Below are 16727 nucleotides of genomic sequence, written 5' to 3' on the forward strand. Positions count from 1 at the left end.
AAACCGGATGGTCTGACTTATCAGCCATAAACCGGGAAGCGGCGGCAGATATCCAGCACCTTCTCACGCACGGTGGCCAGCACGGCATCGTTGTCGTGGTTGTCCAGTACGTCACAGATCCAGTGGGTCAGCTCGATGGACTCGGCCTCCTTGAAACCGCGGCGGGTGATGGCCGGGGTACCAATCCGTACACCGGAGGTGACGAACGGGGAGCGCGGGTCGTTGGGCACGGAGTTCTTGTTGACGGTGATGTTGGCTTTGCCCAGCGCAGCGTCAGCATCCTTACCGGTCAGCTCGCGGCCGATCAGGTCAACCAGCATCAGGTGGTTGTCGGTACCACCGGAGACGATCTTGTAACCGCGCTCGATAAAGGTGGCAGCCATCGCCTTGGCGTTTTTCACGACCTGAGCCTGATAGGTCTTGAACTCCGGCTCCAGCGCCTCTTTGAAGGCAACGGCTTTACCGGCGATGACGTGCATCAGCGGGCCACCCTGACCACCCGGGAAGACGGCAGAGTTGAGCTTCTTGTAGAGCTCCTCGTCGTCAGCGGCGGAGAGGATCAAACCACCGCGCGGACCGGCCAGGGTCTTGTGGGTGGTGGAGGTGACCACGTGAGCGTGGGGAACCGGGTTCGGGTAGACGCCAGCGGCAATCAGACCCGCCACGTGGGCCATGTCGACGAACAGGTAGGCACCGACCTTGTCGGCGATTTCGCGCATGCGGGCCCAGTCAACGATGCCGGAGTAGGCGGAGAAGCCACCGATCATCATCTTCGGCTTGTGCTCGACAGCCTGACGTTCCATGTCGTCGTAGTCGATCTTGCCGGACTCATCGATACCGTAAGGCACGATGTTGTAAAGCTTGCCGGAGAAGTTGACCGGAGAGCCGTGGGTCAGGTGACCGCCGTGGGCCAGGTTCATGCCCAGTACGGTGTCGCCCGGCTGCAGCAGTGCCATGTAAACGGCGCTGTTGGCCTGGGAGCCGGAGTGCGGCTGCACGTTGGCGTAAGTGGCACCGAACAGCTCTTTGGCGCGCTCGATGGCCAGGGTTTCGACCACATCCACATACTCGCAACCACCGTAGTAACGCTTGGAGGGGTAACCTTCGGCGTACTTGTTGGTCAGCTGGGAGCCCTGGGCTTCCATGACACGGGGGCTGGTGTAGTTCTCAGACGCAATCAGCTCGATATGCTCTTCCTGACGACGGGTTTCGTCTGTGATGGCCTGCCACAATTGCGGATCATAATTGGCGATGGTCATGTCACGTTTCAACATCCGTTTCTCTCCTGAAAATCGTTTGCGCGTTAGGTGAAGTGGGCGCGGGCATTGTAACGTGAGCTGGATCAAAGAGACAGTCCAACCACCTAAAAAAATGTTGAATTTATGTTGTAAAAAGCAAGATTCCCTCCCCGTTCAATACCCTGGCCGCTCCGCCAAACGACACATTTTTCATCCCGCCGCGGGCGGGCAAAACCCGAAGGGGATCACAACGCCCTCTTTATCCATCCTGTAACATATTCATTCGAAACAAATTTAATGATGATGGAGCTGATTGCAGCCATGCATCCGAGGGGCTGCACCTAACCGGAGGAGTTCAAGATGGACCATCTGCTGACATTCGTGATCCTGGCTGTCTTTTTTCTGTTCTACTGGGTCTACTACACCAGCCAACGCAAACATGTCCCCACCACCTCGTGGGATCAACTCCCCACCAAAGCCGACTATCTGGCGGCCCACCCTGAATCAGTCGATGGCGATATCATCTTCTGTTATCACTGCGGCCACCACGAGTTGCTGGAGGTAGGCATGGTGCACCTGACCGATTTTCGCAGGGAATGGGTCTGTGCCAAGTGCAAGCAGGTGCTGTTTCGGGAGATAGAATAACAGCGCAGGGGCTGGCCACCCTCCCTAAACGCCGTACATCGCCAGCAGGGATCAGAACGGCGCATCCCTGTTGGCCGCCAGCCACTGCTGCAACCCGCTCACCGCCGCGTCAAATTGCGCCCCGATTGCCGCAGGCTCCCCGCATCCCGCCTCAAGAGACGCACAGTGGCTGGCAAATTCGGTCAACCCAAGCGCCAGCGCACTCCCCTTGAGCTTGTGCGCCAGCTGACGTTGCTCACTCCCCTCACCCTGAGCCAACTTATCTACCAACACCCGCCCTTGCGACTCAAACAGCGCGACCAGCTGGCGGATCCGCGCAATGCCGAGCAGGGGCAGATCGGTATCCAGCACCGGATTGGCACACTCTGGCTGGTTAGTTGAGGACGCGGCTGCAGATAATTGCACCTGCGGCTCGATAGAGGCGCCCTCTTGCCGAAATAGTTGATCGATGGCGTTCGCCAGCACCGCCAGCCGCACCGGCTTGCCGACAAAATCGACAAACCCGGCGGCAAGGCAGTGGCGAATATCCTCCGGATACATCTGGGCCGAGATGGCGATGGCAGGCAGCGGCCGCTCATGCATCTCCTCGCTGATGGCGGCCAGATCCTCGCGCAGGGTCATACCGTCCATATCGGGCAGATTGATATCGAGCAGCGCCAGCTCGAAGGGGCGCTCGGTTACCAGCGCCAGCGCGCTACGACCATCCTCCGCCAGGGTGACGCGATGGCCGAGGCGGGTCAGCATGCCGTGCGCCACCAGCCGGTTGATCTCGTTATCCTCCACCAGCAGGATGTCGCGGGACTGGCCAAGATGCAGCGGTTGCGCCTCGGCAGGCAACTGGGCACTCGAGCGTTGCAAGGGCAGGCTGAAGCTGAATTCACACCCCTTGCCCGATTCGCTGACAAGGTTCAGCTCGCCCCCCATGGCGGCCACCAGCTTGCGGCTGATCGCCAGACCCAGCCCGGTGCCGCCCTGATGGCCTATATCACGCTTGCGCTGGCGAAACGCCTCGAACACCGCCTCCTGCTCATCGGCCGGAATGCCGGGGCCGGTATCGCGCACCACGAAGCGGATGCAGGGCTCAGCACAAGGGCCGTGACAGACAAGGGGCGCCACTGTCAGGGTAATCTGGCCACGGGCGGTAAACTTGACCGCATTGCCGAGCAAGTTGCCGAGCACCTGGCGCAGCTTGCCCAGATCCCCCTCGACCACAGGCGCCAGCCCGGACGCATATTCCAGCGCCAGGGTGACCCCCTTGGCCGCAGCCTTTGGCCGAAACAGCGCGCTCAGCTCATCCACCAGCTGGAACAGGGGGAAGGGTTCGCGGCGCGCCTCCACATGGCCCGCCTCTATCTTGGAGTAGTCGAGAATGTCGTTGAGGATCTCCAGCAGGGATTCGCCACTGTGCTCGATGGCGGCCAGATAGCGCTGCTGGGTATCGCTCAGGTGGGTATCTTCCAGCAGTGTCAGACCGCCCAGAATGCCGTTCATGGGGGTGCGGATCTCGTGGCTCATGGTGGCGAGAAACACCGATTTGGCGCGGTTGGCCTGTTCTGCCTCGGCGCGGGCCTGCCGCTGCTTCTCCACCTCCTCATTGAGCCGCTCGTTGGCGTGGCTGAGCTGGCCAGTGCGCTCCTCGACCCGCGACTCCAGCTCGCGCTGATAACGGCCCAGCTCAACCGCATTGTCACGAAACACCTGCAGGGCCCGCCCCAACTCCGCCAGCTCATCGCGCCCGGTGCTGGCGATCGGCTCAAGGGGGGCCAGATCCCCGCGCGCCAACCGGCTCATCCCCGCCACCGCCCGTTGCAGCGGCCAGACGATCCGGCCGTAGACCATGCGCCACATCAGCAGCATCAGCAGTAGCAGGGTGAGCAGGCCAATGGCCATCAACGCCTGCTCCAGCAGCCTGAGGCGCTGGCTTAGCGCCTGCTGGCTCTGCCCCAGCGAATCGCGGGCACGGCTGACCAGCTCACCGACCTGCTGGTTGAGGCTGCTCATCAGGGCTTCGTTGGCACTGGCGAGCACCCGCAGCGCCTCCCCCTTGCCGAGCCAGTCGCTGCGCAGTTGCACCAGCTTGTCGCTCTGCGCCAGCACGGACAGCGCCTGCTCCACCGCCTGCCGGCGGGCCGGATCGGTCACCGCCCCGGCTCGCAATTGCAAGATAGCCAGCTCCCGCTGTCCCTCCTGCAACAGGGCCTGCAATTGCCCCTGCTGTTCGCTGCGCCACATCTCTTCGATGCGCTGCTGCTGCATCAGGGTGCGATGGCGCAGCTCGGTCATCTGCTCCAGCCAGTCGAGATCCTGCTCCAGCAGGCGGTCCAGCGTCCGGGTCGCCTGCTCACCTTGCTGTTGGTAGAGGGAACCCAACCCCGCCACCATCACGGTTTCGGCGTTCTCCATCTGGCTACGCGCCAGCTCGGCAATCTGCCCGGCTGCCGCCACCAGACGGGCCCGCTGCGCCTCCCCCTGCGCCATCAGGGTCAGGCGCTCCCCCACCAGCCAGCCCTGCTGACCCAGATTGCCGATGATGCTCTGACTGAGCTGATCGAGGCTTGTTGAACCCTGCCCACGGCCGAGTTGCGCCAGCACCTGCTGCAGCTGTTGCCCCTGCAGAGTGAGCAAGCGCCCCTGATGCTCCCGCTCCTGCTCGCTGGTTGCGGTGGCCAGCAGCCGAGATGCGCTCTGGATCTCGCCGCTGAGGCGAGAGAGCGTGCGGGCCAGCTCCTGATCGGCCAGAGTCTGCTGCACCCCTTTCTCCAGCTGGCGCAGATGGCTAAGCCCCACCCAGCCCAGCAGGGAGGCACTCAGGGTCAGCAACGCCATCAGGGAGAAGGCCAGCAGCAACTTGCCACCCAGGCCGGAAAAGATTCTCACGGGAAGTCCCTTGGTTGTGGTCGGCTTTGACCGGATAATATGGCCCAACACTTTAACAAAACCCCTGGCCATGCGAAGCGTCTATCTCTCCCCGTTGTTGCTGATCTGGTTGCTAATGCTTCCCCGAGCCGCCCTCGCCTTTGCGGTCGATATCTGGCCCGGCGGCGAATTCAGCGGCCAGCCGCTGCGCCAGCAGTGGCAGGAACCCGCCGCCGCAACCAAACCGCTGACCCTCTGTGCCCTCTACCCCCATCTGCGCGACGCCTACTGGCTTTCGGTCAATCAGGGCATGGTGGACGAAGCGAAGCGGCTGGGAGTCAAGTTGCAGATCCACGAAGCGGGGGGCTATGGCGCCCTCGTCGAGCAGCGCCAGCAGTTGCAGCGCTGCGTGCAGGAAGGGAGCGACGCCATCTTGCTCGGCGCGGTGAGCTATCAGGGCTTGCGCGAGGCCATCAAGGTCACGCCGCTGCCGGTCTTTGGGCTGGTCAACGATCTGCCCAGCGGTCTGGTGCAGGCCAAAGTGGGAGTCTCCTGGTACCAGATGGGCTGGCAGATTGGCCACTGGCTGGCGCAGCGCCACCCCGCCGGCAGCAAGCCGGTCTCGGTCGCCCTCTTCCCCGGCCCGCAGGCGAGTGGCGGCAACAACTTCGTAGAGCCGGGCTTTGCCGATGCCATCAAGGGGAGCGCCATCAAGCTGGTCAGCACCGAGCGCGGCGACAACAGCCGGGAAATCCAGCGCACCCTGGTGCAGCAAACTCTGGCCCGCTATCCCGACCTCGACTATCTGGTGGGGGGCGCCATCGCCGCCGAAGTGGCAATCAACGAGCTGGCGCAGCGCCATCTCGACAGGCCCCGGGTGCTGGGCACCTACTTCAGCCACGGGGTACAGCGGGGCCTGCGCCGGGGCAAGATCCTGGCCGCCAACAGCGATCAGATGCGGCTGCAGGGGCGCCTTGCTGTCGCTCAGGCGGTCTGCCTGCTGCAACACCCTGATGCCAATGCCGAGCAGTGCCCGCGGGTGATGGGGCCACCCATTCTGACGCTGTCTGCACCGCTGGCCGACCCCGCCGATTCCCTCTCGGATGGCGCTTTTCGCCCCGTCTATCGGGTCGAATAGCCGTTCCAAATCCGATCAGCACACTCAAGGAGAAGAGATGAAAGAGTTACATGCCAGCTGCCTGTGCGGCGCCGTCGCCCTGACCCTGCCGGATCAGTTCGACTATATGGGGAACTGCCACTGCAGCGAATGCCGCAAGTTTTCAGGGGGAGATTACGCCTCGGTCGGCGGACTGGATGGCAGCAAGGTCACCATAGTGAAGGGAGAAGAGGCCATCGGCCGCTACCGGAAATCGGCAGAGACCACCCTGGCCTTCTGTCGTCACTGCGGTTCCAGCCTGTTCAGCCAGAAGAGCAGCAGCGGCAAGATCAATCTGCGGTTGGGGATACTGGACGATGTGCCAAGCCAGCGACCCGCGTTTCACATCTTTGTCGGCTCCAAGGCGCCCTGGCACCAGATTGGCGACGACTGCCCGCAATTTGATACCCGCCCGCCGGTCTGATACCCGGTCAAACAGGTCAAGGCCGCCGCAACGGGATCAGGAGGCTATCTCACCGGCAAACAGATAGCCTTCACCATGGACGGTGACAAACAGCTGGGGATCCCGCGGATCCGCTTCCATCTTGCCGCGCAGCCGCCGGATCAACACGTCTATGGTGCGATCGCTCGGGCCATCGCCGCGATGGCTGATGAGGGTCAGGATCCGCTCCCGACTGAGCACCCGCCCGGCATGGGCGACAAAGGCCACCAGCACTTCATATTCGGCCTTGGTCAGACGCACCGGCACTCCGTCCTTGCTGAGCTGACGGCGGGGGATGTCAAAACGCCAGGGGCCGAAGCGCACCGCATCGTCAGCCACCGCAGGCTCGCTCGGCGCGGCGGTCGCCAGCGAGATCCGCCACAGCAGATTCTTGACCCGCACCAGCAGTTCCCTGAGCTCGAACGGCTTGGTGACATAGTCGTCGGCCCCCATCTCGAGGCCGACAATTCGGTCCACCGCATCGCTGCGGCCAGTGACCAGAATGATCCCCACCGTGCTGCGCGCCCGCAGTTCACGGGTCAGCAGCAGACCATCTTCCCCCGGCAGGTTGATATCCAGCATCACCAGATCGACCGTCTGCTCCGCCAGCACGGCGCGCATCTCCTGGCCGTTTTCGACCGCCGTCACCCGATAGCCCTCCCGCTCGAAATAGCCGGTCAGCTTCTCGCGGGTAACCGCATCATCTTCAACAACCAGAATGTGGTAGCTCATGGGCAGGGTTCACGATGGTCGACAAGGGAGGATTATTCTATTCACATTTTGTCATAAATACCCCTATTTCATTAATTTGTGGCGGCAACCCTGTTCACAACGCCTCCCTATCATGGCTCCCATCAAAAAAGTGATGTGAGAGAGCATGATGAAAAAACTGTGGCACTTCCTGCGCACCCCCAGCCGCCGCTGGTCGGTACTGGCGCTGCTTCTGGTGGGCGTCGGCGTCACCCTCGCGGGCACCGTCGGCCTGCACTACGGCTTTGAGAAAACCAGCAGCCTCGAATTCTGTATCTCCTGCCACTCCATGAAAGACACCGTCTATCCGGAGTACAAGGAGTCCATCCACTTCAAGAATGCCTCAGGGGTACAGGCGGTCTGTACCGACTGTCACCAGCCGAAGGACTTTGTCGGCAAGGTGGCCCGCAAGATGGAGGCGGCCAACGACCTCTATCAGGAGTACATAGGCCACAGCATCGACACCCAGGAGAAGTTCGAGGACCGGCGCCTGCATCTGGCCGAGAAGGTGTGGGCACGGATGAGCAGCCAGAACTCCAAGACCTGCAAGTCCTGCCACAGCTACGACAACATGGATCACGCCAAACAGTCCCCGGCGGCCGCGCTGGCGATGAAAGATGCGGCGGCGAAGAACATGAACTGCATCGAGTGCCACAAGGGCATCGCCCACGAACTGCCCAACATGGCGGGCGGCTTCCGGGCTACTTACGCCACCCTGGTCAGCGACGCACAAGAGGCGCCAGCCACCGAGACCCTCTACAACCTGGGTGAAAAAGATCTCTACGCCAGCGAGCAGAGTAGCGAGCCGGTCGGCAAACTGCTGCCCGCCTCCCGTATCGACGTGGTGGACCGCAGCGGCGATCGCCTCAAGGTGACCATCGAAGGGTGGCGCGAGAGCGATGGCAAGGGCCGGGTGCTGAGCGAATACATGGGCAAGCGGGTCTTCGTCGCCACCATCCGTGACGAACTGAAAGCGAGCGAGAAAGTGCTCAAGCAGGAGACCGACAGCGCCACCCATATCAAGTGGGAGCAGGTTCAGGTGCAGGCCTGGGTCGATGGCAAGGGCTTTGAGTCCTCGCTCAAGCCGATCTGGGATTACGCCGGCGAGATGTACAAATCCACCTGCAACTCCTGTCACGGCGCGCCGGATCCCGCCCACTTCACTGCCAACGGCTGGATCTCGGGGCTCAAGGCGATGTCTGCCTACTATCGCCTGAGCAAGGAAGAGGAGCGCACCCTGCTCAAATACCTGCAAAACCATGCCGCCGATACCGGTGGTCAGGGCAGCCACTAAGTCCGGATTCGAAAGAGGAATAACAAGATGATCAATATTTCCCGTCGTGGTTTTCTGGGTGGCTTGCTGGCCAGCGGTGCCTCTGCCCTGATCGGCCCCTCCCTGCTCGGTCGCGCCGTGATGGCTGCCGAGTCTGGCGACAAGCTGGTGCAGTCCGGCTCCCACTGGGGCGCCTTCCGTGCCCGGGTGGTCGATGGCCGCTGGGTCGAGACCCTGCCGTTCGAGCACGACAAGCACCCCACCGACATGCTCAAGGCCTTGAGTGAAGTGGTCTACAACCCCTCCCGCATCCGCTACCCCATGGTGCGACTGGACTGGCTGCGCAAGGGCCACCAGTCCGACACCAGCGAACGCGGCCAGAACCGCTTCGTGCGGGTCACCTGGTCCCAGGCGCTCGATTTTTTCTATCACGAGCTGGAGCGGGTGCAGAAAACCTATGGTCCGAGCGCCCTCTATGCCGGCCACTCCGGCTGGCAATCGGTGGGCAAGCTGCACTCCGCTGGCGCCATGCTGGGACGTGCCATGAACCTGCACGGCACCTATCTGGCCAAGGCTGGTGACTACTCCACCGGTGCCGCCCAGGTGATCCTGCCCCACGTGGCGGGCGCCATGGAGGTGTATGAACAGCAGACCTCCTGGCCGCTGGTGCTGGAGCACAGCAAAACCATCGTTATCTGGGGCTCGGATCCCATCAAGAACCTGCAGGTGGGCTGGCTGGTGCCGGATCACAGCGTCTACGACTATTGGGCACAGCTGAAAGAGAAGGTAGCCAAGGGCGAGATCCGGGTGATCAGTGTCGATCCGGTCAAATCCAAGACCCAGAAGTACCTCAATTGCGATCAGGTGACACTGAATCCGCAGACCGACGTGCCGCTGATGCTGGGCATCGCCCACACCCTCTACAGCGAGAAGCGCCACGACGAAGCGTTCCTGAAGAACTACACCACCGGCTTTGACAAGTTCCTGCCCTACCTGCTGGGCACCAGCGATGGTCAGGTGAAGGACGCCGAGTGGGCCGCCGCCATCTGTGGCGTCCCTGCCGAGACCATCCGCGAGCTGGCCCGCGCCATGAGCAGCGGCCGTACCCAGCTTATCGGCGGCTGGTGCGTGCAACGCATGCACCACGGCGAACAGTACGCCTGGATGCTGGTGGTTCTGGCCTCCATGCTTGGCCAGATCGGCCTGCCAGGTGGCGGTTACGGCTTTGGCTGGCACTACAACGGGGCGGGTACCATCACCTCCAGCGGCCCCATCATGTCAGGTTTCAGCTCGGTCATCCCCGGCGTTAAACCACTCCATGACGGCGACTGGAAGGGCTACTCCAAATACATTCCGGTGGCCCGTTTCGTCGACAGCATCCTCAATCCGGGCAAGCAGATCGCCTTCAACGGCCAGACCATCACCTACCCCCACATGAAGATGGCGGTGTTCTGCGGCAACAACCCGTTCCACCACCAGCAGGATCGCAACAAGATGGTCGCGGCCTGGCGCAAGCTGGAAACCGTGGTCAGCATCGATCACCAGTGGACGGCCAGCTGCCGCTTCGCCGATATCGTGCTGCCCGCCACCACCACTTATGAGCGGGATGACATCGAGCAGTGGGGTTCTCATTCCAACGCGGGCATTCTGGCCATGTACAAGGTGGTTGAGCCGCTGTTCGAGGCGCGCGATGACTATGACATCTTCGCCGATCTCTGCCGTCGCTTCGGTCGCGAGGCCGAGTTCACCGGCGGCAAGAGCAAGCTGGAGTGGATCCAGAGCATCTATGACGACGCCCGCCTGCAGGGCCGCGGCATCGGCATTCGTCTGCCCCGTTTCAGCCAGTTCTGGCACGGCGAAGGCTTCGTCACCTTCCCGGCAGGCCAACCCTGGGTGCGTCACGAGTCGTTCCGTCAGGAGCCGGATCTGGAACCCCTCGGTACCCCGTCTGGCCTTATCGAGATCTACTCCAAGACCATCGCCGACTACGGCTATGGGGATTGCCCGGGCCATCCGGTCTGGATTGAACCCTACGAGCGCTCCCACGGTGGGCCGGGCAGCAAACAGTACCCGCTGCACCTGCAATCCTGCCACCCGGACAAGCGGCTGCACAGCCAGCTCTGCTCCTCCGACAACTACCGAGCCACCTACACGGTGCAGGGTCGCGAACCTGTCTATATGAATCCGCAGGATGCCAAATCCCGCGGCCTCAAGGACGGCGATCTGGTGCGGGTGTTCAACGGCCGCGGTCAGGTATTGGCTGGTCTGGTGGTGAGCGATGACTACGCCCCCGGCGTGGTGCGCATTCAGGAAGGAGCCTGGTATGGCCCGCAAGAGGGCGGCAAGGTAGGGACGCTCTGTACCTATGGTGACCCCAACGTGCTGACCGCCGACATCGGCTCCTCCAGCCTGGCGCAGGCCACCACGGCCCATACCGCGCTGGTGGAGATCGAGAAGTTCCGCGGACAGGCACCTGCTGTCACCGCCTTCGGCGCGCCGGAATCGGCCAAGGGCATCGACCCCATGTTCCCGGCACTCTGACCCCGGGGGGACGAAAGCGCCCCCTTGAGTTTCCTTTATTTTTAAAGTCGTTAGAATCGGGAGCCATCAAGGCTCCCGATTGCCATCCACGGAGGAAAAATGCAGGAATTTATGGCTACCAGCGAACGCCGGGCCGAACTCTACTGGTGGTTCTCCACCCTGTTCGCCGCCGAACTCAGTGATGAGCAGATCGCCGAATATGACACCTATGATGTGCGAGGCTTCCTGAAAAGCCTCTCCACCCTGGATCCGATGCGCGAAGCCGTGGCCGAACTCAACGAGGCCATTGCGCGCCTGCTGGTGCGCCCGGATCGCCAACTGGAACTCGCCGCCGACTTCGCCGGGCTGTTTCTGGTGGACCCCAAACAGGGCGCCCTGCCCTACGAATCGCTCTACCGCGGCGAAGCCAAGTTGCTGATGCAGGCACCGATGGCCGAGATGCAGGCCCGCCTCGATCGCCTTGGTATCAATGTCAGCGACAAATACAAAGAGCCCGCGGATCATCTGGCCATCGAGCTGGATCTGATGGGCAATCTCATCATCCGTGGGGCGGAAGCCAAGAGCGCGGCCGAGCGGGAACGCTGGCTCGACGAGCAGGAAGCGCTGCTGCACGGCCATCTGCTGGGCTGGTTCGACAAGTTCGAAAGCGCCTGTCGCGCCGCCGACCGGTTTGGCTTCTACGGCGCCAGTGCCCGTCTGCTGGGGGTCTTCCTCAAGATGGATGCCAACTACCTCTCTCTGGTCAAACCGGCACCGTCCGCCGACTGAGGCCGCGATGAAGACAGCCCTGCTTCTGATTGCATGCTGGCTGCTGGCCCTGATCCCGCTGGATCAGGGCATTACTCCCCTGATCGCGCTGCTGTTCAACCCGGATCGCGAGCTCTACGGCACCGCCCAGCTCACCGGATTTGCTGGCATCCTGCTCACCCTCTACCTTGCCAATCTCGGCGTCGAGGTGGTGTTGCGCCGCCGCTTCCAGATTGCCGGCATGCTGGCGCTGCTGGCCGCCTGGATCGACTTCATCAACAGCAGCGGCAGCGAGTCGCACTTCCTGCTGCTCTATCTGCTTGCACTCCCGTTTCACCTGCTCGGCTGGCTGGTATTTGTGCGCGGTATTCAGGCGTTTGGTCGCCAGAAGGGATAACCACTCGCCCCCTTTTTCCATCCTTTTTATCAGGTTTTTCTGCCTATTCTTGCCGTCAAAACAACCAGATAACTCCGCTTGACTCCCGGCCAAACAGTTCGTGCCATACTGACAACTGATGCAAGTGATAAAACAATCAATGCCGAGGTCATCATGGATGGGAAGCTTTTCAACGCCGACACCGAGGCAATGTTGACCCAGCTGTCAGATCACACCGTCCTGGAACAGGTGATGGATAATGCCCCTCTGGGCATCGGCGTCTTTGACTGCGAATTTCGCTACCGTAAAGTCAATCAGGTGCTGGCCGACATCAATGGCAAGAGCATCGAGGAGCATCAGGGCAAGCACCTCAGAGAGGTGGTTCCCAAGCTGGCACCGACTCTGGAGCCCATGTTTCAGCAGATCATGCGCAGCGGCATGCCCTACGTGGATATCGCCATCACGGGCCAAACCGCGGCGTACGACAACAGCTCCCGCCGCTTTCAGGCCACCTACAGCCCGATGCGTGATGAGAAGGGAGAGCTGAACGGCATCCTCGCCATCGTACGGGACATCACCGAGCAGTACGAAACCGAACAACGGCTGCAACTGGCAATGCGAGCGGCCCAAATCGGGGTGTGGGAGTGGCACGTGGCGGAGGACAGACTGCTGTTCGACGGCCAGATTGAGCCGCTGCTGGGCATTGAGGCCAACCAGTTCCACGGTGGGCTGCAAGCGTTCGTCGACTGTTTTGAACCGGAATCCGGCAGCCAGCTCAAGGCCGCCCTGCAAAGTCATGACCCCATCCATCTCACCCTGAGCTACCTCACCGCTCTCAACGAGCGCCACTGGGTCGATATTCATGCCGACCATGTCCCCGCCACCGAGTCGGTCGGCCACCGGGTCATGGGAGTCATTCACAATGCCACCGCCCGCCGCCGTCAGGAGGAACGACTCCATCAGGCCAACGTGGTATTCGATACCACGGCCGAGGGGATCATCATCCTCGACAGCGAGCACCATATTCTGTCGGTCAACCCGGCCTTCACCATGCTGACCCAATACAATGCCGAGGAGGTGATAGGCCGTACCCCGGATATCATCATGCATCCCAGGCGCTACACCGACCTCGACTATCCCTGGTATCACCTGCGCCCCGGTAACAACGCCTGGCATGGCGAGATGGTTTGTCTGCGCAAGGATGGCAGCTACTTCTCCTCCTGGCAGCAGATCAGCGCTGTCTATGACAACTTCAACAACACTACTCACTATGTGATCGCCCTCTCCGACATCAGCGCCATTCGCAAGGTGGAGGCCGAACTGAATCACCTTGCCTATCACGATCCCCTGACCGAGCTGGGCAATCGTCATCTGTTGCAGGAGCGGCTGGCCCTTGAGCTGAAAACCGCGCAGCTCAATCGCAAACGGTTGGGGCTGCTCTTTATCGATCTGGATGGCTTCAAGCTGATCAACGACAGCCTGGGCCACGGGGTTGGCGATGAGCTGCTCAAGCGGCTGGCAGAGAGGATCCGCAGCTGCCTGCAGCACAACGATCTGGCGACCCGCCTCGGGGGAGACGAGTTTCTGGTGCTGATCCCCTATCTGGAGGAGCCTGACGAGCTGGCAACCCTGGCCAATACCCTGCTGACCGTGTTGCGTGAACCGGTTGAGCTGGCCCATGAGCTGGTGGCGATCTCGGCAAGTATCGGTATCGCCATCTATCCGGATCATGCAGACAGCCCGGAAACCCTGGTCAGCGCCGCCGACAGCGCCATGTACGAGGCGAAAAGTCAGGGGCGCAACGGATTCCAGTTCTATACCCCCTGCATGGCGGCTCGAGCCCGCGAGCGAATGCAGATTGAGCAGGGTCTGCTCAAGGCCCTGGAGCTCGAACAGCTCTGCATTTTCTATCAACCCATGACCAATCTGGCCAACGGCCACCTGAGTGGGCTGGAGGCCCTGCTGCGCTGGCAGCATCCGAATGAGGGAATGATAGCGCCGACCCGTTTTATTCCGGTGGCAGAGGAGTGCGGCCTGATCGAGAAAATTGGGGAGTGGGTGATGCGCAATGCCTGCGAGCAGGGACAAAACTGGCTGGCCGCCGGACTGCCGGTGCCCCGCTTGTCGGTCAATGTGTCGGTACGGGAGATGCGCTCCCCGGGCTACGTTGAACGGGTCGCCGCTATTCTGGCCGAGACCGGATTTCCGCCAGAACGGCTGGAGATAGAGGTGACGGAGAGCATCATCCAGCGGGTCGAACAGAGTCTGGATCTCTTTACCCGCCTGAAAAATCTCGGCGTGCAGATTGCCATCGATGACTTTGGTACCGGCTTCTCGTCACTGAGTCTGCTCAAGACCCTGCCGATCGATCGCATCAAGATCGACCGGGCGTTTGTGCAAGCATTACCGGAAGACAAGAACAGTCGGGAGCTCTGCCGCACCATCATCAATCTGGCCGACAGTCTGGATATGGAGGTCACCGCCGAAGGGATTGAAACCAAGGCACAACACGCCTTCTTGCAATCACTCAACTGCGGCGAAGGACAGGGCTATCTGTTCAGCAAACCACTGCATGTCGAACATATGGGAGATCGCCTGCATCAACGCTACGTCTGATAGCGGCAGGCAATCATCATCACCAGCCGGGAGGCATCCGCCTCCTGGCTGCCGACTGGATTACCACTCGATCTGCAAGCGGGATTCCCAACCATCATCACGATCATTGAGCATGCGCGTCAACGGTGATTCGCCAGCATAACGGGGAGCTGGCTCGCTGAAGGTGAGTCTGGTACCGGGCTCCTTGGCCTGCCATGCATGACCAAGCTGATCGGCCACCCGATCCCGCAGCGCAGGTGAGGCCTCCTGATGGGTGATCGCAAACTCTTTCGGGGGTTCGCCAGCGGGCACTGGCGCATCAAACTGCCAGAGGGATGCACAGAGCAACAGAGAAAACATCATGACATCCAATTAATCGACACGCCCCCTTTTACCCACTCGCCGATTAATTGTCACTCTTTGTCCTGTAACCAACTTTTGCCGCCTATCCAAAAGTCTAATTGCCCCCCGCCACCAAAGGTATAAGTTGTTAAGAAACCATTAAAAGATCTATTCAAAGGAGTGACAGATGAGCGAGAGCAAGGTCTACCCGGTCAAACCCCATATCAGCAGCAATGCACTGCTGGACAAGGGCGACTACGCCGCCATGTATCAGGCCTCCGTCGAGGATCCCGATACCTTCTGGGGAGAGCAGGGAAAAATTCTCGACTGGATGAAACCCTATACCAAGGTCAAGAACACCTCCTACGATCCAGGCCATGTCTCCATCAAATGGTTTGAAGATGGCCAGCTCAACGTCTCGGCCAACTGTCTCGATCGCCATCTCGCCGAACGGGGTGACAAGGTCGCCATCATCTGGGAAGGGGACAACCCTGCCGAAGATCGCAAACTCACCTACCGCGAATTGCACAGCGAAGTGTGCAAGTTTGCCAACGTCTTGAAAGCCCAAGGGGTGCACCGCGGCGACGTGGTCTGCCTCTATATGCCCATGGTGCCGGAAGCCGCCATCGCCATGCTGGCCTGTACCCGCATCGGCGCGGTACACAGCATTGTCTTCGGCGGCTTCTCGCCGGAAGCACTGGCCGGCCGCATCATCGACTCGGGCTCGCGCATCGTAATCACCGCCGACGAAGGGCTGCGTGGTGGCCGTCCGGTGCCGCTCAAGAAGAATGTGGATGAAGCGCTCACCAACCCGGAAACCCAGGTCAACAAGGTGATCGTGCTCAAGCGCACCGGCGGTAATGTCGCCTGGCACAACCACCGCGACATCTGGTGGCATGAAGCGACCGCCGCCGTCAGCAGCGACTGCCCGCCCGAGGCGATGAACGCCGAAGATCCGCTTTTTATCCTCTATACCTCCGGCTCCACCGGCAAACCCAAAGGGGTGCTGCACACCACCGGCGGCTATCTGGTCTATGCCACCCTCACCTTCAAATATGTGTTCGACTACCACGAAGAGGATATCTACTGGTGTACCGCCGATGTGGGCTGGGTCACTGGTCACTCCTATCTGGTATACGGGCCGCTTGCCAACGGTGCCACCACCATCATGTTCGAAGGGGTGCCCAACTACCCTGCCACCAACCGCATGAGTCAGGTGGTGGACAAGCACCAGGTCACCATCCTCTATACCGCCCCTACCGCCATCCGCGCCCTGATGGCCAAGGGTAACGAAGCGGTCACCGGCACGTCACGCCAGAGCCTGCGCATCATGGGTTCGGTGGGTGAACCCATCAACCCGGAAGCCTGGGAGTGGTACTACCGCACCATTGGTGATGAGCGCTGTCCCATCGTCGATACCTGGTGGCAAACCGAGACCGGCGGCATCCTGATTACGCCGCTGCCCGGCGTCACCGACCTGAAACCGGGCTCGGCGACTCGTCCCTTCTTCGGGGTGCAACCTGCGCTGGTCGACAACATGGGCGAACCGCTGGAGGGGGCCACCGAGGGTAACCTGGTGATCACCGACTCCTGGCCGGGCCAGATGCGCACCGTATTCGGCGATCACGAGCGCTTCGAGCAGACCTACTTCTCCACCTTCCCGGGCCGCTACTTCACCGGCGACGGTGCCCGTCGCGACGAGGACGGCTACTACTGGATCACCGGTCGGGTGGATGATGTACTGAACGTCTCCGGCCACCGCATGG

General features: G+C 61.4%; 13 protein-coding genes. 9 read left to right on the top strand and 4 right to left on the bottom strand.

Annotation, left to right across the window (positions count from 1 at the left end; all coding sequences use genetic code 11):
* Positions 1-20: 20 nt before the first annotated feature.
* Complete coding sequence (glyA, locus tag AB5Y85_RS04965; protein WP_005338884.1) at positions 21-1274, bottom strand: serine hydroxymethyltransferase; 1254 nt, start codon at positions 1272-1274, stop codon at positions 21-23.
* 324 nt (positions 1275-1598) lie between these two features.
* Here glyA and AB5Y85_RS04970 point away from each other — a divergent pair, with 324 nt between their 5' ends.
* Positions 1599-1883: a hypothetical protein gene (locus AB5Y85_RS04970; protein WP_005358446.1), complete on the top strand. Its 285-nt coding sequence runs from the start codon at positions 1599-1601 to the stop codon at positions 1881-1883.
* A gap of 51 nt (positions 1884-1934) precedes the next feature.
* Here the strand turns inward: AB5Y85_RS04970 and torS are convergent, their stop codons facing one another.
* Complete coding sequence (gene torS / locus AB5Y85_RS04975) at positions 1935-4760, bottom strand: TMAO reductase system sensor histidine kinase/response regulator TorS (protein ID WP_101531267.1); 2826 nt, start codon at positions 4758-4760, stop codon at positions 1935-1937.
* Positions 4761-4830: 70 nt separating this feature from the next.
* Between torS and torT the strand changes: the two genes are divergently transcribed.
* Both torT and AB5Y85_RS04985 read left to right on the top strand, forming a co-directional pair.
* A complete protein-coding gene (torT, locus tag AB5Y85_RS04980; RefSeq protein ID WP_101531268.1) occupies positions 4831-5877 on the top strand; it encodes a TMAO reductase system periplasmic protein TorT in 1047 nt (348 codons plus the stop codon).
* Between the two features lie 37 nt (positions 5878-5914).
* Positions 5915-6319, top strand: coding sequence for a GFA family protein (locus AB5Y85_RS04985; RefSeq protein WP_257687226.1), 405 nt, complete (start codon positions 5915-5917; stop codon positions 6317-6319).
* A gap of 36 nt (positions 6320-6355) precedes the next feature.
* Here AB5Y85_RS04985 and torR read toward each other — a convergent pair whose 3' ends face one another.
* Complete coding sequence (gene torR, locus AB5Y85_RS04990) at positions 6356-7069, bottom strand: two-component system response regulator TorR (protein ID WP_257687225.1); 714 nt, start codon at positions 7067-7069, stop codon at positions 6356-6358.
* Positions 7070-7214: 145 nt separating this feature from the next.
* Between torR and torC the strand changes: the two genes are divergently transcribed.
* From torC to AB5Y85_RS05015, 5 genes are all read left to right on the top strand, one after another.
* Positions 7215-8381, top strand: coding sequence for a pentaheme c-type cytochrome TorC (gene torC / locus AB5Y85_RS04995; protein WP_123173668.1), 1167 nt, complete (start codon positions 7215-7217; stop codon positions 8379-8381).
* Positions 8382-8408: 27 nt separating this feature from the next.
* A complete protein-coding gene (gene torA / locus AB5Y85_RS05000; RefSeq protein ID WP_257687224.1) occupies positions 8409-10901 on the top strand; it encodes a trimethylamine-N-oxide reductase TorA in 2493 nt (830 codons plus the stop codon).
* A 99-nt stretch (positions 10902-11000) separates the two neighbouring features.
* Positions 11001-11669 carry a molecular chaperone TorD gene (gene torD / locus AB5Y85_RS05005; protein ID WP_101531272.1) on the top strand — a complete coding sequence of 223 codons (669 nt, stop codon included), beginning with the start codon at positions 11001-11003 and terminating at the stop codon, positions 11667-11669.
* Between the two features lie 7 nt (positions 11670-11676).
* Complete coding sequence (locus AB5Y85_RS05010) at positions 11677-12045, top strand: hypothetical protein (protein ID WP_042080620.1); 369 nt, start codon at positions 11677-11679, stop codon at positions 12043-12045.
* 189 nt (positions 12046-12234) lie between these two features.
* Positions 12235-14640, top strand: a complete 2406-nt coding sequence (locus AB5Y85_RS05015) for an EAL domain-containing protein (protein ID WP_257687231.1) — start codon at positions 12235-12237, stop codon at positions 14638-14640.
* A 60-nt stretch (positions 14641-14700) separates the two neighbouring features.
* On the opposite strand, the gene AB5Y85_RS05020 is transcribed toward AB5Y85_RS05015, so the two are convergent.
* Positions 14701-14982 carry a hypothetical protein gene (locus AB5Y85_RS05020; protein WP_225315392.1) on the bottom strand — a complete coding sequence of 94 codons (282 nt, stop codon included), beginning with the start codon at positions 14980-14982 and terminating at the stop codon, positions 14701-14703.
* 166 nt (positions 14983-15148) lie between these two features.
* Between AB5Y85_RS05020 and acs the strand changes: the two genes are divergently transcribed.
* Positions 15149-16727 (top strand): acetate--CoA ligase (gene acs / locus AB5Y85_RS05025; protein ID WP_368221237.1); only part of this gene is annotated, 1579 nt, incomplete at its 3' end.

It is taken from the genome of Aeromonas sp. R3-1 (assembly GCF_040908345.1).
Taxonomy (GTDB): domain Bacteria; phylum Pseudomonadota; class Gammaproteobacteria; order Enterobacterales; family Aeromonadaceae; genus Aeromonas; species Aeromonas veronii.